Origin of the sequence: Nonomuraea sp. NPDC050022, assembly GCF_044460705.1 — a bacterium.
Classification (GTDB): Bacteria; Actinomycetota; Actinomycetes; order Streptosporangiales; family Streptosporangiaceae; genus Nonomuraea.
Map to the genome: position 1 here is coordinate 382283 of NZ_JBITKE010000002.1, position 23675 is coordinate 405957.

The window sequence follows — 23675 nt, forward strand, 5'->3', positions numbered from 1 at the left end:
ATCAGAGCCAGTCGCCGATCAGCGTGAACGGCGCCCAGTGGTACGGATCGGCGAACGCGGGCACGCCAAGGTCCGGTGCCGCGCCCGTGCCTGTGCCCGTGTCCATGACGAGCGTGGCCTGCAGCATGCCCACCTCCGCGCCCTGCCGCTGCTCCTCGTTCAGGTCGGGGCCGGCGACGAGGTCGCGGAACAGGCTGGCCGCCGCGGAGTAGTCACCCGCCGCCAGGCGCAGCCGCGCCTCCTCCAGCCGGACGGCGGCCAGCGCCCGGGGGTCGCCCGCCAGGCGCAGGCAGGCGCCACGCGCGTAGTCAAGGACGTCGGCGATCGTCCTGTCGCGCAGCCACAGCTGCGCCCTGCGCAGGGCCCCGGCCTTGGGCGAGCCGGCCCGCAACGCCGCGTAGAACTCGCCGAACAGCATGCTGGTCGACAGCTCGTCCACGCGCCACAGGGCGACCAGTGCCGAGGGCGCGCCCGCGTACAGCAGCGCCCTGGTCAGGCCGATCAGCTCGTCTCCTGGGCGGCTCTGGCTCATGCCGGTCTCGCAGGCCGCCAGCGTCACCAGGTCCACGTCGAGCCGGAGCCCGAGGATGTCCGCCGCGGTCAGTCTGCCGCCCGCGAGCTCGATCCCGGACCGCATCGGGTCCTCACGGTCGAATACGCCGTGTGTCGCGAAGTGGACGATGTCCGGCGCCTGCCCGGGTTCGGCGAACCGGGCCAGCAGGCTCTCGCGGGAGGCATCGCCCGCCGCCAGCACTTCCTGGCCGCCGAGCGTCTGCGACACGGCCAGCGCCTGCTCACTGGCGAAGGCCAGCGGATGCTCTTCGGGCGGCGCGGCGACGATGAGCGCGCTCGCGCGGCGGGCCTTCCGCTTGGCCTGGCAGTAGCGCAGTACGGAGGCCGACGGCACGAACACGACCGGGTTGCGCTCGATCAGCGGGACGCCCTCGACGAGCACGGCCTGCAGGGGCAGCAGGTGAAGGGAGTCGTGCGGCACCAGGTAGACCACGTCCCCCGGCTCGGCCCACTCGGCCACCGGCGCGAGCAGCCGCACCAGTCGCTCGTCCGCGAGGTGCGCGCCGAGGCCGGTCCTGTCGCGGGCCAGGGTGTCCCCGGCGGCCCCGGCCAGTTCGCGAAGCTCGGCTCGGGTCACGTCCACGGTGACGACCTGCGGCTCCGGCGCGTCGGCCGTCACGCCGAAGACGTACGTCTCGTGGTCGGTCACGTGGTACTCGGCCAGCACCAGACGAGCCATGGCCTCGGTCCCCTCTGGCCCGTCCTGTGAAGGGCCCGGAGTCAGCAGCGCGGTGATGCCGTTCCAGCCGAGGCGTTCTGCCCGGCGCATCGACACGTACTCGGGAGTCAGCTCGGCGAGCTGGTTTTCCAGCCGGTGCAGGCGCGACAGGTTCTGCCTGTAGGCCGTCAGCAGCGCCGCGTCCGCCGATCCACCGGCCCGCAGGCCCGCCTCCTGCGCACGCAGGAGGCGGCGGGTCTCGGCCTCCTCGGCGAGGATCGTCGCCGGTGCGCCGGGTGGTGTGGCCAGGGCGGTCCAGGCCAGCCTGCGTACGAGCTCCTGACCGCGCGCGGCGTCCGCCCATTCGAGTGCGCCCGCCCTGTCGCCCAGGTGGAGCGAGAGCCGTACCAGCATGCCGGGGGCGTCGAGACGGGACTCGCTGAAGTAGGTGACGGCGTCCGTCTCGTCGAGCAGCGCCCGCCTGGCGTCCCCCATCGCCTCCGCCGCGGCCAGGTAGGCCACGCGCGCCTGCGCGTAGTCCTCCTCCAGCATGCTGATCTCCGCCAGCAGGACGCGCGTCTGGTAGACGGTGTGCGGGTCGGCGAGCGTCTCAGCTTCCCGCAGCGCCTCCTGCAGGTGGTGGCGCGCGAGAGGGAGGTCGTCCTGGTCGCGCGCCAGCACCCCCAGGTCGCAGAGGGTGGCCACGACCGCGCGCCGGTAGCCCGCCCCGCGCTGGATGTCCAGCGCCCGTTCATGCACGCGGCGGGCCTCGTCGTACTGCCGGGCGAGCTGGAACAGCGACGCTATGGCACCGAGGTCGTCGGAGACGCCCAGCTCGGCGCCGATCTCCAGATTGATCGTCAGGGAGGTGGTGAAGCATTCCATGGCCTCGCGGTGCCGCCCGCCCGTGTCCAGCAAACGGCCCACGTTGTGCGTGGCGGCCGCCTCGCCCTCCCTGTCTCCCGCCGCGCGGTAGGCCTCGGCCGCCTGCCTGGCCAGCCGTTCCGCCGGTGCCGGTTCATTGAGCAGCTCGTGGACGAGGCCCAGAGTGAGCAGCGTGTGCCCGAGCAGCGCCGGGTCGGCGCAGTCGCGGGCCGCGGGCTCGATGCCGGCGAGCAGCCCGCGCGCCTCGGTGAGACGCCCCTGGTCCTTGACCGCGACGGCGAGGTTGACGGCGGCGCGTACGGTGCCCTCGCGTGAACCGGCCCGCCTGAACAGCTCCACGGCCCTGCGGTGGGACTCCTCGGCCGCGTCGAGTTGCCCGAGGTCACGCTGCACCAGGCCGAGGGTGTCCAGGGTGCTCGCGTACTGCTCCGCTGCCCCAGGGCTATCCCCCAGCAGCTCACAGGCCTGGACCAGCGCCCGCAACGCCTCCTGACCGCGCCCCGCCTTCAGCAACGCCAGCCCGAGCCACTGCCGCAGCGCGGACCTGATGAGCGGATCGGCGCGCCTGCCGTCGGCGAGCCTGCACGCCTGCCGGTATTCGCGAGCCGCGTCCTGCGGCCGCCCGCGCGCCAGGCGCCGCCGCGCACGGGCCAGGTTGGGCGTCCAGGGGTCGCCGGTCCGGACACGCAAACGCCTTGGCATGGCCCTCCGCGCTGGTTCTTCCGCCGCCACGCAGAAGCTATCCCCACCGGATCGCTCTGAGAAGGGCGAGATACGCATTCGTGATCGGGCGTGAACAGCGGCGTTCGCGGGGAAATCCCTCCGGTGGGTGACAAGCGGGCGTTACCTGATCACGACCTGCCGATCCGGCCGCCGAGGCGAGCCGACCGGGTATCAGCGTGGGCACGGCTGTTCGTCTCGGCCACGCCGTAGGCACTCGGGGACGGCGGCACCGCGGTCACCGCCTGGCAGTTCTCCGAGCTGGGCCGCTCCAGGGTCTTCCTCGAACTGCTCGGCGAGCGGCTGCCACCGCCCGCCGAGGGATCCGCCGCCAAGCGTGAGGCGTATGACACCTATGTCCGGCTCCGTGACCTGTCGGACCTCGAGAGCCCCGGCGCGGCCCAGGCCGTGCGGAAGGCTCACGACGAGTGGCACGCGGCGTGCGCCGAACTCGCCGCGCAGGGCGGTGCCGCAGGCGAGTACGCCGCCCTCCGGCTCGGGCGCCCGATCGAGTACGACGAGCTGCGCCGGCTGCTGGGCACGGCCGGCGAGGTCGTGCCCGGATCATGATCAGTTAGACGCCCGGCGAGGAAGGCCCGCTCAACCTCGTTGTCGGTCAGCTCCAGCGCCTGCCGGTACGCGGTCGCCGCCTCGTCCGTACGGCCGAGGCGCCGAAGCAGGTCCGCCTTGATCGCCGGCAGGTACTGGTACCGGGAGAGCCGGCCATCCTGCTCCAGCGCCTCCACCAGCGTCAGTGCGAGCGCCGGTCCATGGAGCATCGACACCGGCACGGTCCGGTTCAGCGCCACCACCGGTGACGGCCAGAGCGCCAGCAGCCTGTCGTACAGTGCCACGATCTGTGGCCAGTCCGTCTGCTCGTACGACGGCGCCTGGGCGTACAGCAGGGCGATCGCCGCCTGCAGCAGGTAGCGCCCCGCGCGGCCGCCGCGCGGCCCGGCCACGATCAGCTCATGCGCCTCGGCCAGCGCGCCGCGGTCCCACAGAGAGCGGTCCTGCTCCTCAAGCCGCAGCAGCCGGCCGTCGGCGCCCGTCCGGGTCGCGCGCCGGGCGTCGGTGACCAGCAGGTGGAGCACGCCGAGTACGGCTGCCAGCCGGTCCGGCAGCTCCGCCGGGCGCGGCACCCGATAGGGGATGCGGGCGACGGAGATCTTCTTCTTCGCCCGGGTGATGCGGGCGGCCATCGTCTGCTCCGACACCAGCAGCGCCCGGGCGACGTCCGGGGTCGGCAGCCCGCACACCAGCCGCAGCGTGAGCGCGAGCCGCGCTTCCTGCGCGAGTGCGGGGTGGCAGCAGGTGAAGATGAGCCGCAGCCGTTCGTCGGGTACGGCATCCTCCAGTTCCACCGCGTCCGCCTCGTCGCGGTCCGCCAGTCTGTGCGGCGCGAGCTCTTCGGACTCCACCAGCAATGGCAGTTTCGACCGGAAGGTCCGCTCGCGGCGGATCGCGTCCATCGCCCGGCGCTTGGCCGTGGTGGTGAGCCACGCCGCGGGGTTGGCGGGGATACCATCGCGTTCCCAGGCCGACAGCGCCGCGGCGTACGCCTCCTGTACGCACTCCTCGGCCAGGTCCAGGTCCTGCGCGACGCGCACGGTCGCGGCGAGCACGAAAGCCCACTCGCGCCGATGCGCGGCGGCCACCGCCTGTCCCGCGCCCGCCCGTCCCACCTCCGTTTGGCCCGCGCCCGCCTGGCCGCGTCCGCCTGGCCCGCGTCCGTTTGGCCCGCGCCCGCCGCGGCCGTCATCGGGCGGTGGGTGCGATGCCGCCTGCGACGGGACGTACCTCGACGCCGCCACGACCCCACTGGACGGCGGGGTTACGACGCGCCAGGTCCAGGGCGGCGTCCAGGTCGGGGGCCTCGATGACGCAGACGCCGGCGATGACTTCCTTGGCGTCGATGAAGGGCCCGTCGGTGACCACGTCGCCGCGCAACGAGGTGGCGGTGTCGGCGGACCGCAGCGCGTACGCCGCGATCATGGCGCCGGAGTCGAGGAGGTCGTCGGCGTGCCGCTGGCTCGCCGCCTGCTGCTCGGGGGTGTAGTCGCCGGCTCCGGCGTCGTCGAAGATGAGGATCGCGTACTGGGCCACGAGGGTCTCCTTGGCTGTCTGTCCGGTCGGTACGCCTCTACGTCGGACGGGCGAGGCGAATTCGACAGACCGTACGCCAACCTTTCCAGACGCGCCCTGGCGCGACTTCAACAAGGCACCCCCGCTACTTGACGGATCGACGAGCGGGCCGGGCTGGGCATGGCGATGTCATTGCGATGGAATTACCCAGGTCAGGGGTGCGTTGTACCCATCTGTGCGCCTGGCCTAGACAGTGAGCATCCCTCTGGCCGCGCCGCCAAAGTCCGAGTACGGACGTCATACCCATCACATGCATCACAGGAAATCACCTGTGACCGCTGAACCCGCCTGTGCGCGGGACCGGGGACCCATGTCTCGATCGGGGCTAATCGGCACGTCAACGTGCCGTAGGGCAGCTTCCACGCCCGAGCCCGTCAGCTAACCCGGTAAGCGGAATGGAAGCAAGGAGCAATCACCATCATCCGCATCCCCAAGATCAACTATGCCAAGATCGCGCTCGGCGCGACCCTCACCGCCGCCGCCCTCGGCGCCCACACCGCGGCGAACGCCGCCACGGCTCCCACCGGGCACACTCCCATCGCGGCTCAGGCCGCCCCCGCCTCCGCGCAGGGCGGCAGGAACGGCGAGGCCCAGGTGAACGTCACCGCCCAGCAGGTCCTGAACCTGGCCAAGGCCCAGGTCGGCACGTCCGAGGACGCCAACGGCGGCGGCACGAAGTTCCAGAAGTGGTACATGAACTCAGCCCGCGCCGCCGAGACCGTCCAGCGTGACGGCGGCAGCAGGCAGGACTACCTGAACGCCGCCTGGTGCTCGATGTTCGTCTCCTGGGTCGGCGAGGAGACCGGCGCCCGCTCCCAGGTCGGCTGGGACGCCTACACCGTCGCCCACGCCAAGTGGTTCGCCGCCAACCACCGCTGGGGCACCATGGCCAAGCCCGGCGCCGTGGTCTTCTACTCCTGGAGCGGCAGCAAGGACCTGAGCTCCATCAGCCACGTCGGCTTCGTGGTCAAGGACAACGGTGACGGCACGATCTCCACGATCGAGGGCAACACCGGCAACGGCAAGGTCGAGCAGCGTGTTCGTCCCACCTCCCAGGTCGTCGGCTACGGCTACCCGCGCTACGCCGCCTGACAGCTGTTCTGACGCGTCTGGCACCCCCCGAACGGCGTCCCCGGAGCGGTGCGCCGACACCGGAGGTGGAAAGATCGTCGCATGCCGATCGATCCCCACCTGCTCGCCGTTTTCACCGCGACCACCATCGTCGCTCTGATCACCCCCGGACCGGACATGCTGTTCGTGCTGGGATGCGGTCTGCGGGGTGGGCCCCGCGCCGGGCTGCTGGCCACGGTCGGCGTCATCACTGGTGACGCGTTGTACATAGCCGCGGCCGCCGCCGGGCTCGCCGTGCTGCTGACGACGTTCCCGGTCGTGTTCACGGTGCTACGGCTCGCCGGCGCCGCCTACCTGATCTACCTCGGCGTCCAGATGATCCGCAACCGCAAGAACAGCCAGGCCGACGATCCGGCCAGCCGCGGAATGTCCGGCCGGCGTGCCTTCCTCAACGGCGTGGTCTCCTCCATGGCCAATCCGCAGACGTTCACGTTCATGGTCGCCTTCCTGCCCCAGTTCATCGATCCCGGGGCGGGGCCGATCTGGCTGCAGTTCGCCGTCCTCGGCGCCATCCTGATCGTCCTGGAGTTCCTGGCCGACGCGACGGTCGGCGTGCTGGCCGGGCGGATCGGCGGCTGGCTGCGCGGCCGTCAGGCGGTGCGCCGCCGGATCGACGCCGCGACCGGGAGCGTGTTCATCGGTCTGGGCGTCACCCTCGCGGCCGAACGCTGACCGACTGCGGCACGGTCAGCGGTTGAGCAACGCTGTCACGGTAACCGCGGTCGAATAGCGCCAAAGGTCGGCCGAACCCCCGATGTGCATCCAAGCCCCGGCTCGGCGAGCCGGGGCTTTGTCACGTCGCGTCGCATGCCGAACCCCTTCTGGCCGACGGCCCGGCCGTGCCTGGCAAGTCCCCCCGGTCTTCGATTCCCTTGCGATGGCCTCTTGACGTGGGCCGATGTGCATGAGGTACATTCCTCGGCAATAGTCTGGGAAGTTCCCAGATGGTAAGGGAGTCCCACGTGGAACAGCGAGGGGGAAGCCCTCAGCTGCTGCGCCGGATCAACGACCGCGCGGCGCTGCTGGCTCTGCTCGATCGAGGGCCGCTGACCCGGTTGGAGCTGGAATCACACATCGGCCTGTCGAAACCGGCGACAGCCGACCTCCTGCTTCGGCTGGCGGAAAGTGGTCACGTACGGCGCGCGGGGCTCCGGGAGGGCGGTAAAGGGCCGCGCGCGCAACGCTGGGCGGTCAACGGCGCGCTGGCCTACGTGGCGGCGGTCGACCTCACCCCGCGCGCGCTGGACATAGCGGTGTCCGACATCTGTGGGGAGATCGTCGCCGAGCACCGATACCGTCCCGGCGAGGAGGCGGACCTCGACGTCGAGGATCTGTGCCGCGCGGTCTCGGCCGCCACGGCCGAGGTCGGCCTGACCACTGGGCAACTACGCAGGGTCGTCGTGGGAGTGCCCGGTTCTGTGGACGCGCGCACCGGGCACCTGGGCTTCGCCCCGCATCTGCCGCCCTGGCAGGGCTTCGACGTCCTGGATCGGCTGTCAGGATCGCTCGCCACGTCGGTGGCCGTCGAGAACGACGTCAACCTGGTCGCCCTCGACGAGATGGCGGTCGGCCAAGCCGTCGGGGTCGACGACTTCGTGCTGATCTGGATGGGGCGCGGGATCGGTGCCGCGGTGGTCTCGGGCGGGCGTTTGTTACGGGGCGCGTCCGGTGGTGCCGGCGAGATCGACTGGATGCCCTGCCCGCCCTCCGGCGTGGGCGGTGGCCGGCGCATCGGTGACGTGCTCGGCATCAGGGCGGTGATGGAACTGGCCCACGCGCACGGGCTCGCCGGAGACGATCTGGAGAAGCTTCTCGCGCAGGATCTCGACACGGACCCTGTCGCCCGGTCGGCCTTCCTCCGTGACCTGGCGCGCCGGGTGGCGCTGGCCGTGGCGGGTGTGGTGTCCGTGGTCGATCCCGAACTGGTGGTTCTCACAGGCGACGTCGGCAGGGCCGGCGGCAGCGTCCTGTGCGGCCTGGTCACCGAGGAACTGGGCGAACTCGTCCTTCCCCGGCCAACGATTCAACCAAGCCTGCTGACCGGTAACCCGGTTCGCTCAGGCGCGCTGCGGCTGGCATTGGCCGGAGCGCGCGAAGAGGTATTCGCCATCCATCCCTGACGACAGCCTCACCCCTTGACCTGACCATGGCGGCGGGTCAGCAGTTCACCCCCTTTGGAGGGTTTCGATGCGACGAATCGGTGTCGCGGCGGCGTGTGCGGCATTCACGCTCCTCGCGAGTGCGTGTGGCCCGGAGACGAGCTCATCAGGTACGGCCAATGCGCCGAGCGCCGATGAGAAGGTCTCCCTCAGCGTCTGGAGCAAGTTCAGCGGTCGCGAGCTGGGAATACTCCAGAAGGTGCTGGACGGTTTCCAGGCCAAGCACCCGAACATCACTGTCAAGAACCAGGGCAGCCAGGACGACGACAAGGTCGCCCAGGCGATCAGAGGAGGAAACCCTCCAGACGTCGCCATCTCCTTCTCCACCGACAACATCGGCCAGTTCTGTTCCAGCGGTGCCTGGCAGGACCTCAAGGCCTACATCGCCCGCGACAAGGTGGACCTGAACCAGCTTCCCGCCGCCACCCGCGCGTACACCGAGTTCAAGGGCACGCGCTGCGCGATGCCGCTGCTCGCCGACGTGTACGGCCTCTACTACAACAAGGCGATGTTCGCCAAGGCCGGCATCAGCGCGCCCCCGAAGACGATGTCGGAGCTGTTCGAATACGCCAAGAAGCTGACAGTGCGCAACCCCGACGGGTCCATCAAGGTCGCCGGCTTCGTGCCCACGATCGGCTTCTACGCCAACCACGTGCAGATGTGGGCGGCCAACTGGGGCGCCCAGTGGGCGGGCCAGGACGGAAAGTCCGCCCTGGGCACCGACCCCCAGTGGCAGGCGATGCTCGAGTGGGGGAAGAAGTTCACCGACTTCTACGGGCGCGACAAGCTGGCGAAGTTCACGGCCGGTCTCGGCCAGGAGTACTCACCGGACCATGCCTTCGAAAAGGGGCAGATCGCCATGGTGATGGACGGCGAGTTCCGCACCGCCTTCATCGAGGCCGAGGCGCCCAAGCTGGACTACGCCACGGCTCCGTTCCCGGTCGCGGACAACAAGCCTGAGCTCTATGGGGGCGGCTACACCACCGGCACGATCATCGGGATTCCCAAGGGCGCCGAGAACGCCGGTGCCGGCTGGGAACTGGTCAAGTATCTGTCGACGGATTCCGGCGCTCTGCAGGAACTGGCCCATGGCCTCAAGAACGTCCCGTCCACGGTCCCCGCGCTGCAGGATCCGACGCTGCGGAAGGATGCCCACTTCAAGACCTTCCTCGACATCTTCGCCAACCCGAACCTGGCCACGAACCCGGCCAGCGCGAACGGCGGCGCCTACCTCAAGTCCGCCGAGGACTTCTCCATCGCCTATCAGGGCGGTGGCGTCCCCGACCTGAAGGCGGGACTGGCCAAGACGGGCGCGCAGATCGACGCCGACGCGCAACTCGGCAGCTGAGCGCTGATGACCGCCGCACCGCACACCACGCATGTGGCCGGATCCACCTTCACCAGGTGGATCCGGCCGCGGCCGGGACACTGGATACGGCCGCTGGCTTTCATGGCACCGGCGCTGGCCGGATTGGCGCTGTTCGTCGCCTACCCGCTCCTCGCGCTGGTCTACTACTCCTTCACCCGCTACGACCTGCTCAACACTCCGATGTGGGTCGGGCTGCGCAACTACGTCTTCCTCCTCTGGGGCGATCCGCTGGCCCGCAAGGCGGCCTACAACACCGTGTGGCTGGTCGTCGTCATCACCGTGCTCCGCCTGGTCTTCGCCACCGGAGTCGCGGCCGTGCTGGTGCGGGTCAGGAACGGCGCCGGGCTGTTCCGGACGCTGATCTACCTGCCCGCGCTGGCTCCGCCGGTGGCGGCCACCCTGGCCTTCACCTTCTTGTTCAATCCCGGAACCGGGCCGGTGAACACGGTGCTGAGCTGGTTCGGCGTCTCCGGGCCGCTGTGGTTCAGCGACCCCTCGTGGGCCAAACCCGCGCTGACCTTGCTCACCTTGTGGGCCTCGGGCGAGCTGATCATCATCATCATGGCGGGGATGCTCGACGTGCCGGGTGAGCTCTACGAAGCGGCGTCCCTGGACGGCGCGGGCTCGGTACGGCGGTTCTGGCACGTCACGCTTCCGGCGATCGCGCCCGTGCTCGTCTTCGGAGTGATCAACTCCATCATCCTCGGGCTGCAGTACTTCACCCAGGCGGTGGTCGCGGCCTCGGTGGCCTCCGGGTCGGCCGACATCGCCGGCAGCAGGCGGGCCATCGGCTACCCGGACAACTCGACGCTGACCTTCCCCGTCTGGCTCTACCAACAGGGGTTCCACTACTACAACATGGGCTACGCCTCAGCCATGTCCATCGCTCTTTTCGTGGTCTCGACGGTGTTCACCGTGTTCTTCGTGCACCGTCTACGCCGTGCTTCCCATGCTGAGGAGGTGGCGTGATGGCCACTGTCACCACCACTGCCGACGTCTCCTCCAGCTCGACGTCCCGGCTCGGCCCGGCGCACCGCCGGTCGAACCGGCGCGGCATCATGCGCTGGATCGCGGTGCACAGCATCGCGCTGGCCCTCGGACTGATGTTCGTCCTGCCACTGATCTTCGTCGCGCTCACCGCGTTCATGTCGGACCGGCAGGCGCTGACGGCCGATCTGTGGCCCCGCTCCTGGCATCCGGCGAACTTCGCGGAGGTGTTCCACGCCGCGCCGCTGCTGAGGTATCTGGGCAACAGCATGATGTACTCGCTGCTCGCCGTAGCCGGGATGCTGCTGTCCAGCGTGCCGGCCGCCTATGCCCTGGCCCGGATGCGCTGGCGGGGCCGCCAGGCGGTGTTCCTGGTGATCATCGCCGCCATGATGATCCCGCCGCAGGTCCTGTCGGTCCCGCTCTACATCCTGTGGGCCCGTCTCCACCTCACAGGCACCCTTTGGCCGCTGATCCTGCCGTACTTCCTGATCGACGCGTTCAGCATCTTCCTGCTGCGGCAGTTCTTCCTCACGGTCCCGCAGTCCTACCTCGACGCCGCCCGCGTCGACGGCTGTGGCGACCTGCGGACGCTGCTGCGTGTCCTGCTCCCGATGACCCGGCCCGGCATCGCGGCGATATCCCTGTTCTGCTTCATGTACACCTGGAACGACTATTTCGGGCCGCTGCTGTACGCCGGGGAGAACCCGGACGAGTGGACCCTGTCGCTGGCCCTGGCATCTTTCCGGGGCGCGCACCAGGTGCAGTGGAACCTCACGATGGCCGCCACGGTAGTGGTCATGCTGCCGGTCATCCTGCTCTTCGTACTCGCTCAAAAGTCCTTCGTCCGAGGCATCACTTTCACAGGAGTCAAGGGTTGAAACTCACCATCGTCGGAGGCGGCTCCACCTACACCCCGGAACTGGTCAGCGGAATCGCCGATCAGCACGCCGCTCTCGATGTCGAGGAGATCGCGCTGGTCGACCCTGACACCGAGCGACTCGAGGTCGTGGGCGGGTTCGCCCGCCGCCTCCTCGATCACGCGGGCCATCCGGCCAAGGTACGCCTCACCGCCGATCTCGAGGCCGGCGCCGATGGGGCCGCCGCCGTACTGCTCCAGCTACGCGTCGGCGGCCAGGCGGCCCGCGTGACGGACGAGACCGTGCCGCTGGAATGCGGGTGCGTCGGTCAGGAGACCACGGGCGCGGGGGGCCTGGCCAAGGCGCTGCGCACGGTGCCGGTGATCCTCGACCTCGCCGAACGGGTACGGGAGATCGCCGGCGAGAAGACCTGGATCGTCGACTTCACCAACCCGGTCGGCATCGTCACTCGCGCGCTGCTCAACGCCGGTCACCGCGCGGTGGGACTCTGCAACGTCGCCATCACCTTCGAGCGCTGGGTGGCCGGGCAACTGGGTGTCGCTCCGGAAACGGTCACGCTGGAACACGCCGGGCTCAATCATCTGACCTGGGTGCGTGCCGTACGCGTCGACGGGGTGGACGTACTTCCCCAGCTGCTGTCCGAACATGCCGACCAGCTCGCCGACCACGTCGGGCTCCCTGTCGCCGCGATGCGCCGGCTCGGCGCCATACCGTCCTACTACCTGAAGTACTACTACCGTCACGACGCGATCGTGGCCGACCGGCAAGGCCCGTCACGAGCCGAGACCGTGAGCGAGATCGAGCACCGTCTCCTTGAGATGTACCGCGATCCGAGCCTGGTCGCCAAACCGGCGTTGCTGGAGCAACGGGGCGGCGCCTACTACTCGGAGGCGGCGGTGCGACTGGTGGCGTCCCTCCTGGGCGACAAGGGAGACGTGCAGGTGGTGAACACCCGCAACGGCTCCACCCTGCCGTTCTTGCCCGCCGACGCCGTGGTCGAGGTCCCCGCCCGGATCACCGGCACCGGCCCGGCGCCACTGCCGGTGGCCCCGCTGCCGCCGGCCATCAGGGGCCTGGTCGCCCACGTCAGCGCGTACGAGAGCCTCGCCCTGGAGGCGGCGCTGCACGGCGGCCGTGACCGGGTGTTCGACGCGCTGATGGCGCACCCGCTCATCGGCCAGATCGACCAGGCGGCGACCCTGGCCGATCGGCTGGTCGCCGTCAACCGTGACTTCCTGCCCTGGGCGGCGGCGTGATCGACGGAGTGCTGGCGATCGACGGCGGCAACTCGAAGACGGACGTACTCCTCGTCGCGGCCGACGGCACGGTGCTGTCGCGGGTGCGCGGTCCCGGAGCGTCCGCGCAGAAAGTAGGGGTCACCGCCAGTGCCGCCGCTCTCGACGCGCTGGTCCGGCAGGCAGCGCGGCAGCTCGATCCAGCGGCTCGCGCCCCGTACGCCCGGCACACCGCGGCCTACCTCGCCGGAGTCGACTTCGGCCGGGAACAGCAGGCGCTGACGCGGGAGCTGGCCGAGCTGGGCTGGTCCGAGGAGATCACCGTCGACAACGACATCTTCGCGCTGCTGCGCGCCGGTACCCCCGGGCACGGGGTCGCCGTGGTCTGCGGGGCAGGCATCAACTGCGTCGGCGTGGCACCGGACGGCAGGACGTTGCGGTTCCCCGCGATCGGCCGGTTGTCCGGCGACTGGGGTGGCGGTTCGTTCCTGGGCGACGAGACGCTGTGGCGGGCGGTGCGGGCCGAAGACGGTCGCGGCCCTGACACCGCGTTGCGACGGGTGGTGGCCGATCACTTCTCCGTGTCCTGTGTGGCCGACCTCGTCGAGCGGCTCCACTTCGGGGAGGTCGGCCGCGCCCGGCTCCAGGAGCTCAATCCCCTGCTGCTGGCGACCGCGGGGGCCGGCGACGCCGTGGCCAGAAAAGTGGTCGACCGGCTGGCCGAGGAGGTGGTCCTGCTCGCTTCGGCGGCGCTGCGCCGGTTGGATCTGCTCCACGTTCCGGTGGACATCGTGCTTGGGGGTGGCGTCCTCGCAGGTGGCGATGAGTACCTGCTCGACCGCATACACGCCGGTTGCCACCGGGTGGCGCCGAAGGCGACGGCCCGTGTGGTGGATGTGCCCCCGGCCGTGGGCGCCGCGTTGCTGGGCCTGGACAAGATCGGGGTGAGCGCCGACGCGGAACACCGCCTACGCGACTGCTACCGTGCCGGCACCGCCTGCGGGTAGAGCGCGACCCTGGCATCCAGGGTGGCCTTCAGGCATCCCGCGAGCGCCACGTTCTATGATCAAGCCGGTGGAAGATCAGCCGGCCGGTGGGCTCGCGCCTCTGTACCTGCTCGCGGGCGCTCCTGGCGCGGGAAAGACGACCTTGCTGCCGTACCTGCTGCGGAACGCGGGCGGGTTGGTCGTGATGGACATGGACGAGCTGCTCGAGGACGGCGCGCTGCTCGGGGTACCCATCGCGGAGCCGCAGGCCGCTCCTGTGTGGCCCGCGTACGACCGGCTGTGGACGCACATCGTGACCATGGTGCGGCGGGCGGGGACTCCGGTGCTGTTACTGTGCCCGGTCCCCGATGCCCATGAGCTCGTACCGGAGGGGCGGTGGGGCGGGCCGGTCCATTGGGCTTTGCTGGACTGTCCCGATGAGGTACGGGTGGATCGGCTGCGGGCGCGCGATTTGGGGCTCGAGTGGATCGAGGAGGGCATTGAGGACGCGATTGAGGACGCCGCGCAGGGCCGGGCGCTGATCCCGCTGGTGTTCCGCTCCGGGAGCTCCCAGACCTCTGGAAGCTCCCGGAACTCTGGGAGCTCCGGAAGCGAGACGGGGAGCGAGGAATTGGGCGGAGATGTCGCCGGTCTGGCGTCGCGGATCCTCTCATGGGCGGGCTCCGGGACGACGACGAGCGGCGCGGCTTCGTGAGGCGCTGACGGCGTGCGGATCGCGCTTCTGGGTGAGCTGGAGGTACGCGACGACGACGCAGGCGGCCCTGTTCTCGCGCGGCCTTCGCCCGGCGGTTCCACGACCCTGGCCTGCCCGCACCGCTGACCTATCTCATGTGGCGGCGCTTGATCTCCGCCAGCCCCTGGCACCGACAGGTAGGGCGGGCAGCAGTGGGCTCTATGGGCGGTAGGCGTCGCGGCGGTGTTTGATGGACTGGATCGTCACGGTGTGTTTGTCTTCGTCTATGCGGTAGACCACACGGTAGGTCCCGCGCCGGGCAACATGCAGTCCCCCGTATGGCTCTTGCAGAGGCTTGCCGACGCGCCATGGTTCGCGAGCGACAGTGCCGGTGATCAACTCCCAGGCCGCGGCCGCTACAGTCTCGGGAAGGCCCGAGGCGAGCGCACGACGAGCCGGTGGGCTCAGGAGGATGGTGTAGCGGTCGCTCACGCGCCGGCCTTGCCGAGGCGGGCTGCCAGGATAGCCGTCATCTCCTCCTCGGTGGTCACGTCACCGCGCGCCTCGGCGGCAGCGGCCTCAACCAAGTCGGCGCGCATTTCCGGGTCAGCGAGAATCTCGAGTGTCTCCTGCAGGGACTCCCACTCGGCCACGGACACGATAACGGCATGCGGCCGCCCGTTCCGGGTGAGCGTGAAGTGATCGTGCTCGCGCGCGGCCCGGTCGGCAAGCTCAGTCAGCCGGTCCTTGGCTTCGCTGATCGGAATTACCTCCATGGGTCCATGATAACGCCATGGCTGGGATATCGGCCAAGATTTCGGCTAGCTACCGATGCGCTGCACTGCTCGGTTGGCCCGCTCACGACCGTGCACCAAGTGGCGATGCCGGGACTGCGCCGAGGAGCGGCGCCGCGTCGATCAGCTTCTCTCCCCAATAGGCACGGCGGACGGCACCGCGGTAGCGGTCGTGTCTTCGTCGTCGTCCCCGATGGCGTCCCTCCCCCGTCCGTCCGGTCCGTCTCGTGTGGTCGCCCGTTGCCTTGAGCTCGGCCATGGGCATCACCTGTCCCATCTGGACAACAACCGAAGCCGTGGGCGAAGCGCGCGGCGGAGCCGCGTCTCGGGAAGACGCCCGAGCGGAGCGAGGACCGACGCGGGGGCGGGCGCCAGCCCGCCTGACAGGGCGAGCGAGCGAAGCGAGCACCTTTTGATCGGGGTGGGCATCAGACGGCCAACACTCCAGACGGGTAACGGGGGGTGGCGGGGGCCCCGGCGTAGTGTGGGGGTATGGCGATCATCGTTACGGGGGCGTCCGGGCTGCTCGGGGGGCCCTTGGTGGAGGCGCTCAAGGGGCAGGGGCGGCGGGTTGTCAGGATGGTGCGGCGGCCTCCGGAGAGCGATGAGGAGGCCTACTGGGAGCCTCGGGACGATGTGATCGATCTTTCGGTGCTCGAAGGAGCCGAAGGAGTCGTACATCTGGCCGGAGCGCCCATCGCCGACCGGCGCTGGAGCGAGTCGTACAAGCGCGAGCTGGTGCGCAGCCGGGTCGACGGGACTCGGGTGCTCGTCGACGCGTTGCGGCAGTTGTCGAGGCCGCCTGAGGTGCTCGTGTCGGCCTCCGGGGTGGACTTCTACGGTGATACCGGGGATCGGGTCATCGATGAGTCCCAGGGGAAGGGCACCGGGTTTCTGGCTGATCTGTGCGAGCTCTGGGAAGGTGCCGCCAGGGCCGCCGAGGAGGTCGGTGTCCGGACCGCGCAATTGCGTACCGGGCTTGTATTGAGTGGGCGGGGTGGGGCGCTTGGGCGGATGCTGCCCATCTTCAAGATGGGGCTCGGCGCGCCGCTCGGGAGTGGGAAGCAGTACTGGTCCTGGATATCCGAGGACGACTGGGTTCAGGCAGTACTACATATCCTGAAAAATCGGGAATTGGTGGGGGCGGTTAATCTGACTTCGCCCAATCCGGTGAGCAATGCGGAGTTCACCACCACGCTCGGGAAAGCCCTGCGTAAGGGCACCGTACCGATGCCTGTCCCGGCCTTCGCGCTGAGCATCGGCCTGGGAGAGTTCGCGCGGGAAGGGCTGTTGCCCAGCCACCGGGTTCTGCCCGGGAAACTGTCCGGAAGCGGCTACGGATTCACCCATAGCCACCTCGACGAGGCCTTGAGCGACATAATCTAGCGCCATATTCTTAGGTGCTGTTCATCCTTTACCACGCGGGAGATGCAACATGACCAGGTCAGGCCAGTCGCACATTCTTGCCATCGGCGGTGGGTCGTTCCGCCAGACGGCGCGTTACGGCTTTCTGGAGGCGAGCCCGCTGCTGCGCTACGGCCTCGACCTGACCGGCCAGGACCGGCCGAAGCTGGGGCTGGTCGCCACCGCGATGGGCGACGACGCCGACTGGCTGCTGAAGATGTACGGCGCCTTCGCCGGATGGGACGTCGAGCTGAGCCATCTGACGGTGTTCCCGATGCCCAACGTCAAAGATCCCCGGGCGTGGATGCTCGAGCAGGACATGATCTATGTCAGCGGTGGCAGCGTGGCCAACCTGGCGGCCCTGTGGCGGCTGCACGGCTACGACGAGGCGTTCGAGGAGGCGTGGCGGTCGGGCGTGGTGCTGTCCGGGCAGAGCGCGGGCGCCCTGTGCTGGCACGTCGGCGGCAACACCGACTCCTTCGGTCCCGAGCTCAACGTGTGGGCCGACGGCCTGGCCTTCCTGCCCTACTCGTGCGGAGTCCACTACAACTCCGACCCGCAGCGCCGGCAACTGCTGCACCAGTCGGTGGCCAGCGGCGAGCTGCCCGAGGGCTACGCCGCCGACGAGGGGGTGGCACTGCACTACGTGGGCACCGATTTCATTCAGGCCGTAACCACCGATCCAGCCGGATACGCCTACAAAGTCGAGCATGACGGGGCCGAGGGGGCAAAGGAGTTCCGGATCGAGCCTCGGCTGCTCACCTCCTGAATTACCCTGGATGGGTGAGGGAACGGCACAATGGACACATGCGCCCCAAGCACGGGGTCGACCCCCACGCATTGGCCATCGTCCGTCTCGGTGTCGACGTCCCCTACGAGCAGGCTTGGCAGCTGCAACGCTGGGTGCACGGCAAACGGGTGGCCCGGGAGCTGACCGACACGGTCCTGCTCCTGGAGCACGCTCCTGTCTACACGGCGGGCAAGCGCACCGCCCCGCACGAACGCCCCTCCGACGGCACCCCCGTGATCGACGTCGACCGCGGGGGCCGCATCACTTGGCACGGTCCCGGCCAGCTCGTCGCCTACCCGATCGTCGAGATCGACGACGTGACCCGCTACATCTGCCGGCTCGAAGACACGATGATCCAGATTTGTGCGGACTTCGGCGTCACGGCCAGGCGGATACCGGGCTGGGCCGGGGTCTGGGCCGCGGGCGACCCCATCCTCGGCCTGCCCGACCGCCAGCTCGGCGCCGTGGCCATCCGCGTCTCACGCGGCGTCACGATGCACGGCTTCGCGCTCAACTGCGCCAATGATCCGCGGTGGTTCAGCCGGATCGTCCCGTGCGGCATCCCGGACGTGGGCGTCTCCTCACTGTCCGCCGAGACGGGCAGGCGGATCGTGGTCGAGGAGGTCATGCCGATCGCCGAGAAACGGCTGGCCGAAGCGCTGGGCCTGGAGCCGTACGACCTGCACGAGGAAGACCTCATGCGCCGCTGACCCACTGCCGGTCGCCGAATCACGGTGAAATCTGGCATTCGCCTGTTTACGATCAGCCTGTGAAGCGGTCTGTGCAGCAGTCTGCGACGTGGCTCGCGGCCCTGGTTCTCGCTCTCGTCGTGCACACCCTGACGCTGGCCTTCGTCGTGCTGGGCGGGTGGACGATCGTGGTCAACGCCCAGTTCGCCGCGGCGTGGGCGCTCGGTGCCCTGCTGATCGCCATCGGGTGGATGCTGCGGCCGCGCCTCGGCAGCCTGCCCGCCGATGCCGAGGTCCTCGATCCTTCCTCGGCCCCGCAGGTGTACGGCATGGCGGAGCGGGTGGCCGACCGGATCGGCGTCAAAGGCCCCCAGAAGGTGGCGGTCAGGGATCTGATCCTGGGCACCACGTACGCGCGCACCGGTCCGCTGCGGGTGCCCGTGCTGGTCATCGGGCTGCCCTCGTGGCTGGCCCTTTCGCCGCGGCAGCGGGTTGCGCTGCTGGCCAGGGCGTACGCGGAGCTGCCGACCAGCAGCGAGCTCATCGTGGACGGCGCGCTGGCGACGCTGGGCGCATGGCGAGAGGCGCTCATCGGAGCGGCGCCGCTGCGTGCGCGCGAGGCGGCCCACACGCAGATGGCCACCTCCCTCGGCGTGCTGAACTCCAACAGCACCGGCTACGAGGCGGTCAGCTTCCTGGGCCGGATCGTCGGGCGGGTGCTCGGCGGTCCGGTGCTGCTCACGGAGTACTGCCTGAAGCGGCTGGCCCGCTCCGACGACGCCCGCAGGCACGAACGGCGGCAGGCGAGGGCCCTGCGCGTCCTGACGGCCGAGGAACTGGCCGAGATCGACGGGCTGCTGGCCAGCGGCAGGTACGTAGCCCCCATGCAGGCGGCGGCCCTGCGCGGCGAGAGCGTGGCGTCGATCAGGCGGACCGCGCTGCTGGCCCCCGACAGCGCCCCCGACGGCGTCCGCGCCGCCGCGCCTGGCCCGGCGCTGTCCGGTTCCGTACTGTCCAGCTCGGAGCTGCTCGGCGCGGCCGAGTCGGACCGGATCGACGACGAACTGCTCCGCCACTACACCCGCGCCATCCGCGGCTTCGGCCTGATCATCTGAGCCGGCCAAGCCAGCCGAATCATCCGATGACCCGGCGAATGATGCCCCTGGGAGTGGGACAGGTTGGGCGAGACGTAAGCTGGGGCGGTGACCGTTGCTCCTGAAGGCCGAAAGCTCCTCCGCCTGGAGGTGCGCAACGCCGAAACCCCTATCGAGCGCAAGCCCCCGTGGATCAAGACCAAGCTGAAGACGGGCCCCGAATACACCGAGCTGAAATCGCTCGTGCGCCGGGAGGGCCTGCACACGGTCTGTGAAGAGGCGGGCTGCCCCAATATCTACGAGTGCTGGGAAGACCGCGAGGCGACGTTCCTCATCGGCGGCGACCAGTGCACGCGCCGCTGCGACTTCTGCCAGATCGACACCGGCAAGCCCAAGGAGTACGACCGGGACGAGCCGCGCCGCGTGGCCGAGTCGGTCGAGCAGATGGGCCTGCGCTACGCCACGGTGACCGGCGTGGCCCGCGACGACCTGCCCGACGGCGGCGCCTGGCTCTACGCCGAGACCGCGCGGCAGATCCACGCGCTGCTGCCCGGCTGCGGGGTCGAGCTGCTGGTGCCCGACTTCAACGGCGACCGTGAGCAGCTGGAAGAGGTGTTCTCGGCCAAGCCCGAGGTGTTCGCGCACAATGTCGAGACCGTGCCGCGGATCTTCAAGCGCATCCGGCCCGCGTTCCGCTACGAGCGCTCGCTGGGCGTGATCACGACGGCCCGTGAGGCCGGGCTGGTCACCAAGTCCAACCTGATCCTGGGCATGGGCGAGACGCGCGAGGAGGTCGTGGAGGCGATGCGCGACCTGCACGCCGCCGGCACCGACCTGCTGACGATCACCCAATACCTGCGCCCGACGCCCCGCCACCACCCGGTCGAGCGCTGGGTCAAGCCGGAGGAGTTCGTCGAGCTCCAGGCGGAGGCCGAGGCGATCGGCTTCGCGGGTGTCCTGTCGGGCCCGCTCGTCCGCTCCTCCTACCGCGCGGGCAAGCTCTACAAGCAGGCCATCGAGGCCCGCCAGAGCGCCTGAAGTTCCCTGGGCCGCCTCCGCCACGGAGGCGGCCTGGCCGCGTGACATCGGCTCCGCTGAATGGACGTGCAATACCGGTTTGGTAACGCACGTAGGCCGGGGTCTCACCGTCACGTCACGGCGCCCGGCCCCGCATCACCGGAGGAGCGTGCCCCTGGACAGGGCCCGGCCCCGTACGGCGGGTGGGGCCCACCGTGCTCTGCCGTAAAAGAAAAACCCCCGAACGACCAGAGGCGTTTTCGTATCCCGCTCGGTTGGTTTGTATTCTTCGAAGCATGGCAAAGTCCGAGGACCCAGAGAAGCCGGGACGCATCAAGCAGTTCCGCATGATCGCGCAGATCATCAAGCAGGCCAACCCCAAGGGGTTGCCGATCGTCTTCCTTTCGGCGGTCGGCACGCTGGCTGTGATCGTCGTGATCGGGCTGGTCACGGACTATCTGTGGTATTCGGTGTTCCTCGGCGTGCTCGCCGCGCTCACCGTCGGCCTCGTGGTGTTCGGGCAGCTGGCGCAGCGCGCCCAATATTCGATCCTGCACGGCCAGACCGGCGCCGCCGCCGCGGTGCTGCAGGGCATGCGGGGCAACTGGCAGGTCACCCCGGCCATCGCGGTCAACCGTGACCAGGACCTGATCCACCTCGTGATCGGGTTCCCGGGGGTCGTGCTGGTGTCCGAGGGGCCCGGCAACCGGGTGGCGAAGATGCTCGCGGCCGAGAAGAAGCGGGTCGCGCGGGTGGTGCTGGGCGTCGAGATCTACGACATCCAGTGCGGTGACGGCGAGGGGCAGGTGCCGCTGGGCAAGCTCCAGCGCCACATCATGAAGCTGCCGCGCAACCTGAAGAAGCCCTCGGTCAACGAGGTCAAGGACCGCCTGCGCTCGCTCCCCAAGAACATGCCGATGCCCAAGGGCCCGATGCCCAAGGGTGCCCGGGTTCCGCGCGGCCCCAAGATGCGCTAGTGCCGTCAGGGAGCGCACTGTCCGGGGATGAGTCGATGATGTCGGACTCCTCGCGGGCCAACCGCGGCTGGTGGGACGGCAACGCCGACGACTACCAGGTCGAACACGGCGAATTCCTGCGCGACACCGGCTTCGTGTGGTGCCCGGAGGGCGTCGACGAGGCCGAGGCGCACCTGCTGGGCGACGTACGCGGCCGGCGGGTGCTGGAGATGGGCTGTGGCGCGGCTCAGTGCGCGCGGTGGCTGGTCGGGCAGGGGGCCGAGGTCGCCGCGTTCGACCTGTCGCACCGGCAGTTGCGCCACTCGCAGCGGATCGACCTCGACACCGGCCTGCACGTCCCTGTGGTGCAGGCCGACGCCGAGGTGCTCCCGTTCGCCGGCGGGTCGTTCGATCTGGCGTGCTCGGCGTTCGGGGCGCTGCCGTTCGTGGCCGATCCGCTGGCGGTCTTCCGTGAGGTGGGCCGGGTGCTGAGGCCGCGCGGGCGGTTCGTGTTCTCGGTCAGCCATCCGATCCGGTGGGCGTTCCCCGACGACCCGGGGCCGCGCGGGCTGACCTCTGACCGGTCCTACTTCGACCGTTCGCCCTATGTCGAGACGGACGAGTACGGCACAACCACCTACGTCGAGCACCATCGGACGATGGGCGACTGGATCGGCCTGATCGTCGCCTCAGGACTGACCGTGACGGGCCTGCTGGAGCCCGAATGGCCGGCGGGCCACGACCGGGTGTGGGGCGGCTGGAGCCCGCTGCGCGGCAACCACATACCGGGCACCGCCATCTTCACCTGCACACGCCACTGACCCACCGCGCCTCCGCCGACCCGCCACGCGGACTCGCGCGACCGACCGGCCGCGCGGGGTTCAGGCGCGCCCGTACCGGGCCGCCATCGCGTGGAAGGCCGCCTTGGGCTCCCAGCGGGTCTCATCCAGCATCCGGACCACGCCGTACGCGCCCAGGTCGTCGTCGCCGAGCCGGTTGTAGGAGGCGAAGGTGAACCACAGGGCCGTGTCGACCCCCTCCTGCTCGAAGACGTCGAGCAGCTCGTTCAGGTAGCGGACCTGCTCGCCCTCGTCGCGTTCCGAGCCGTCGGGCACGTCCCAGGCCATACCCCCGCGCTCCCCCGCCCCCGTATAGGCGCAGGTGCCGAACTCGGTCACCACGACGGGCTTGCCGTGCTTGAAGTGCCCGCGCAGCTCCTCCACGAAGCTCCCGGCGTTGTACGCGGCCCGGTAGGCGTCCACCCCGACCAGGTCGAACGGCGTCCAGTCGACGAACTCCCACGGTCCGGAGGCGTACGTGATCCGGCCCCCGAACAGCGGCCGCACCGTCTCGGCGACCTCCCCCAGGAAGCCGTTGAAGCGCCCCATGATCGCGCCCAGCGACTGCCACCACTCCATGTCGGCCGACATCATCGCCCGCATGCGCTCCATGTAGTCGGCACCGGGCATGAACCCGTCGCAGAAGGCGCTGGTCTCGCAGCCGGCGACCAGCACCACCTCGGCGCCGCCGCGCCGGACGACCTCGGCTCGTTCGGCGCAGTCGGCGTAGAGGGGGATCACCTGCTCCGGCGTGAGGTCGACGGGGAACGGCGCGAACCAGACCTCCAGCCCGGCCGCGGCAGCCTGCTCGGCCGCCACGCTCAGCCGCTCCGGGTCGCCGCCGGACACGCGTACGGCCGCGCAGTGCAGCTCGTCGGCGATCACCCGCATCTCGCGCCCGACCGTCTCGGCGTCGAACGCCGCCCGGGACAGGCTCTCGCCCGGCAGAAACCCGATGTCATAGTTGATGCCTTTTTTCACGAAATATCCCCTTATTCTCCGGTGAAGCCGTGCTCTAGGAGGTCGAAGGCGAGCTCGACGTCGTCCGCCAGCCGGCCGCCCGCCTCGGCGATGGGCGTCCCCTCGACGAGCCGCTGAAAGAACCCCTCCTGCACCGTCGTGAGCACGGCCGTGACCTGCGCGGCCATGAGCTGGTCCCGCAGCTCGCACGCCCCGTCCGGCACTCCCCGCGCACTGGCCAGAGCGGCGGCCAGCTCGTATCGCTGCCCCGCCTGGGTCTGGTGCAGCCCCGCCATCAGCGCCGGGCTGGCCGAGATCACCCAGGCCCGGGTGAGCAGGCCCTCGACGTCGACCCCTTCCGTGTCCTCGGCGGCGAACGCCCGGTAGTGCTCGCGCAGCGCCTCGAGCGGCGCCTGTCCCGGCCGCCGCTCGTTGACGATCTTCGCCGTGTCCTCCTTGACCACGTCGAGGACGAGGCTCTCCTTAGTCGGGAAGTAGGTGAACAACGTGACCTTCGCGACCCCGGCCGCCTCAGCGATCTCGTTGACCGTCACGGCCTCGTAGCCCCGCTTGGCGAACATCCGCAGCGCCACCTCGGCGATGCGCCGCCGGGTCTGCTCCTTCTTCTTCTCCCTGAGTCCGGCCATCATCATGGGGACAGCATAAACCTTACCGGGTTCAATATCGAACCCGGTAAGGTTTTGTTATC

Annotated in this window: 24 protein-coding genes and 1 riboswitch; of the genes, 16 read left to right on the top strand and 8 right to left on the bottom strand. The window is 69.7% G+C overall.

Going from position 1 to position 23675, the window contains the following annotated elements:
- Position 1: 1 nt before the first annotated feature.
- From ACIBO2_RS08275 to ACIBO2_RS08290, 4 genes are all read right to left on the bottom strand, one after another.
- Complete coding sequence (locus tag ACIBO2_RS08275; protein WP_397295984.1) at positions 2-2818, bottom strand: CHAT domain-containing protein; 2817 nt, start codon at positions 2816-2818, stop codon at positions 2-4.
- 149 nt (positions 2819-2967) lie between these two features.
- Entirely contained in the window at positions 2968-3171 is a 204-nt protein-coding gene (locus ACIBO2_RS08280) for a hypothetical protein (RefSeq protein ID WP_358538690.1), read from the bottom strand.
- 84 nt (positions 3172-3255) lie between these two features.
- Positions 3256-4521 carry an RNA polymerase sigma factor gene (locus ACIBO2_RS08285; protein WP_397295986.1) on the bottom strand — a complete coding sequence of 422 codons (1266 nt, stop codon included), beginning with the start codon at positions 4519-4521 and terminating at the stop codon, positions 3256-3258.
- Positions 4522-4594: 73 nt separating this feature from the next.
- On the bottom strand, positions 4595-4942 hold the full coding sequence (locus tag ACIBO2_RS08290) for a YciI family protein (RefSeq protein ID WP_358538695.1): 348 nt from the start codon (positions 4940-4942) through the stop codon (positions 4595-4597).
- A 305-nt stretch (positions 4943-5247) separates the two neighbouring features.
- Positions 5248-5389: riboswitch (cyclic di-AMP (ydaO/yuaA leader) on the top strand.
- A 186-nt stretch (positions 5390-5575) separates the two neighbouring features.
- Here ACIBO2_RS08290 and ACIBO2_RS08295 point away from each other — a divergent pair.
- From ACIBO2_RS08295 to ACIBO2_RS08335, 9 genes are all read left to right on the top strand, one after another.
- Positions 5576-6073: a CHAP domain-containing protein gene (locus tag ACIBO2_RS08295; RefSeq protein WP_358538697.1), complete on the top strand. Its 498-nt coding sequence runs from the start codon at positions 5576-5578 to the stop codon at positions 6071-6073.
- Between the two features lie 81 nt (positions 6074-6154).
- Positions 6155-6784: a LysE family translocator gene (locus tag ACIBO2_RS08300; RefSeq protein ID WP_358538699.1), complete on the top strand. Its 630-nt coding sequence runs from the start codon at positions 6155-6157 to the stop codon at positions 6782-6784.
- A gap of 290 nt (positions 6785-7074) precedes the next feature.
- Positions 7075-8232 carry an ROK family protein gene (locus tag ACIBO2_RS08305; RefSeq protein WP_358538702.1) on the top strand — a complete coding sequence of 386 codons (1158 nt, stop codon included), beginning with the start codon at positions 7075-7077 and terminating at the stop codon, positions 8230-8232.
- 67 nt (positions 8233-8299) lie between these two features.
- Positions 8300-9619 carry an ABC transporter substrate-binding protein gene (locus ACIBO2_RS08310; RefSeq protein WP_358538704.1) on the top strand — a complete coding sequence of 440 codons (1320 nt, stop codon included), beginning with the start codon at positions 8300-8302 and terminating at the stop codon, positions 9617-9619.
- Between the two features lie 6 nt (positions 9620-9625).
- Positions 9626-10609, top strand: a complete 984-nt coding sequence (locus ACIBO2_RS08315; RefSeq protein WP_358538707.1) for a sugar ABC transporter permease — start codon at positions 9626-9628, stop codon at positions 10607-10609.
- Entirely contained in the window at positions 10609-11508 is a 900-nt protein-coding gene (locus ACIBO2_RS08320; RefSeq protein WP_358538709.1) for a carbohydrate ABC transporter permease, read from the top strand. Before ACIBO2_RS08315 ends, ACIBO2_RS08320 begins: the two co-directional genes overlap by 1 nt.
- Positions 11505-12764, top strand: coding sequence for a 6-phospho-beta-glucosidase (locus tag ACIBO2_RS08325; RefSeq protein ID WP_397295990.1), 1260 nt, complete (start codon positions 11505-11507; stop codon positions 12762-12764). The genes ACIBO2_RS08320 and ACIBO2_RS08325 overlap by 4 nt, the downstream gene beginning before the upstream one ends.
- Complete coding sequence (locus ACIBO2_RS08330; protein ID WP_358538713.1) at positions 12761-13750, top strand: BadF/BadG/BcrA/BcrD ATPase family protein; 990 nt, start codon at positions 12761-12763, stop codon at positions 13748-13750. The genes ACIBO2_RS08325 and ACIBO2_RS08330 overlap by 4 nt, the downstream gene beginning before the upstream one ends.
- A gap of 67 nt (positions 13751-13817) precedes the next feature.
- Entirely contained in the window at positions 13818-14444 is a 627-nt protein-coding gene (locus ACIBO2_RS08335) for a zeta toxin family protein (RefSeq protein ID WP_397295993.1), read from the top strand.
- 198 nt (positions 14445-14642) lie between these two features.
- Here the strand turns inward: ACIBO2_RS08335 and ACIBO2_RS08340 are convergent, their stop codons facing one another.
- Together ACIBO2_RS08340 and ACIBO2_RS08345 are read right to left on the bottom strand one after the other, a co-directional pair.
- On the bottom strand, positions 14643-14915 hold the full coding sequence (locus ACIBO2_RS08340) for a type II toxin-antitoxin system RelE/ParE family toxin (protein ID WP_358538719.1): 273 nt from the start codon (positions 14913-14915) through the stop codon (positions 14643-14645).
- Positions 14912-15199: a type II toxin-antitoxin system Phd/YefM family antitoxin gene (locus ACIBO2_RS08345; RefSeq protein WP_358538721.1), complete on the bottom strand. Its 288-nt coding sequence runs from the start codon at positions 15197-15199 to the stop codon at positions 14912-14914. The genes ACIBO2_RS08340 and ACIBO2_RS08345 overlap by 4 nt, the downstream gene beginning before the upstream one ends.
- Positions 15200-15709: 510 nt before the next feature.
- Here ACIBO2_RS08345 and ACIBO2_RS08350 point away from each other — a divergent pair.
- The 7 genes from ACIBO2_RS08350 to ACIBO2_RS08380 all read left to right on the top strand — a co-directional run bounded on the left by ACIBO2_RS08350 (position 15710) and on the right by ACIBO2_RS08380 (position 21988).
- A complete protein-coding gene (locus ACIBO2_RS08350) occupies positions 15710-16603 on the top strand; it encodes a TIGR01777 family oxidoreductase (protein ID WP_358538723.1) in 894 nt (297 codons plus the stop codon).
- Positions 16604-16652: 49 nt separating this feature from the next.
- Complete coding sequence (locus ACIBO2_RS08355) at positions 16653-17390, top strand: Type 1 glutamine amidotransferase-like domain-containing protein (RefSeq protein WP_397295996.1); 738 nt, start codon at positions 16653-16655, stop codon at positions 17388-17390.
- 38 nt (positions 17391-17428) lie between these two features.
- On the top strand, positions 17429-18121 hold the full coding sequence (lipB, locus tag ACIBO2_RS08360) for a lipoyl(octanoyl) transferase LipB (RefSeq protein ID WP_358538728.1): 693 nt from the start codon (positions 17429-17431) through the stop codon (positions 18119-18121).
- A gap of 59 nt (positions 18122-18180) precedes the next feature.
- The gene (locus ACIBO2_RS08365) at positions 18181-19215 is read left to right on the top strand and encodes a hypothetical protein (RefSeq protein WP_397295999.1); all 1035 of its coding nucleotides are present in this window, start codon (positions 18181-18183) and stop codon (positions 19213-19215) included.
- 87 nt (positions 19216-19302) lie between these two features.
- Positions 19303-20232, top strand: coding sequence for a lipoyl synthase (lipA, locus tag ACIBO2_RS08370; RefSeq protein ID WP_358538733.1), 930 nt, complete (start codon positions 19303-19305; stop codon positions 20230-20232).
- 275 nt (positions 20233-20507) lie between these two features.
- The gene (locus tag ACIBO2_RS08375) at positions 20508-21188 is read left to right on the top strand and encodes a DUF4191 domain-containing protein (protein WP_357944837.1); all 681 of its coding nucleotides are present in this window, start codon (positions 20508-20510) and stop codon (positions 21186-21188) included.
- Positions 21189-21223: 35 nt separating this feature from the next.
- Positions 21224-21988, top strand: coding sequence for a class I SAM-dependent methyltransferase (locus ACIBO2_RS08380; RefSeq protein WP_397296002.1), 765 nt, complete (start codon positions 21224-21226; stop codon positions 21986-21988).
- A 60-nt stretch (positions 21989-22048) separates the two neighbouring features.
- On the opposite strand, the gene ACIBO2_RS08385 is transcribed toward ACIBO2_RS08380, so the two are convergent.
- Entirely contained in the window at positions 22049-22987 is a 939-nt protein-coding gene (locus ACIBO2_RS08385) for a hypothetical protein (protein WP_397296004.1), read from the bottom strand.
- Positions 22988-22998: 11 nt separating this feature from the next.
- On the bottom strand, positions 22999-23619 hold the full coding sequence (locus ACIBO2_RS08390) for a TetR/AcrR family transcriptional regulator (RefSeq protein WP_397296006.1): 621 nt from the start codon (positions 23617-23619) through the stop codon (positions 22999-23001).
- Positions 23620-23675 lie beyond the last annotated feature (56 nt).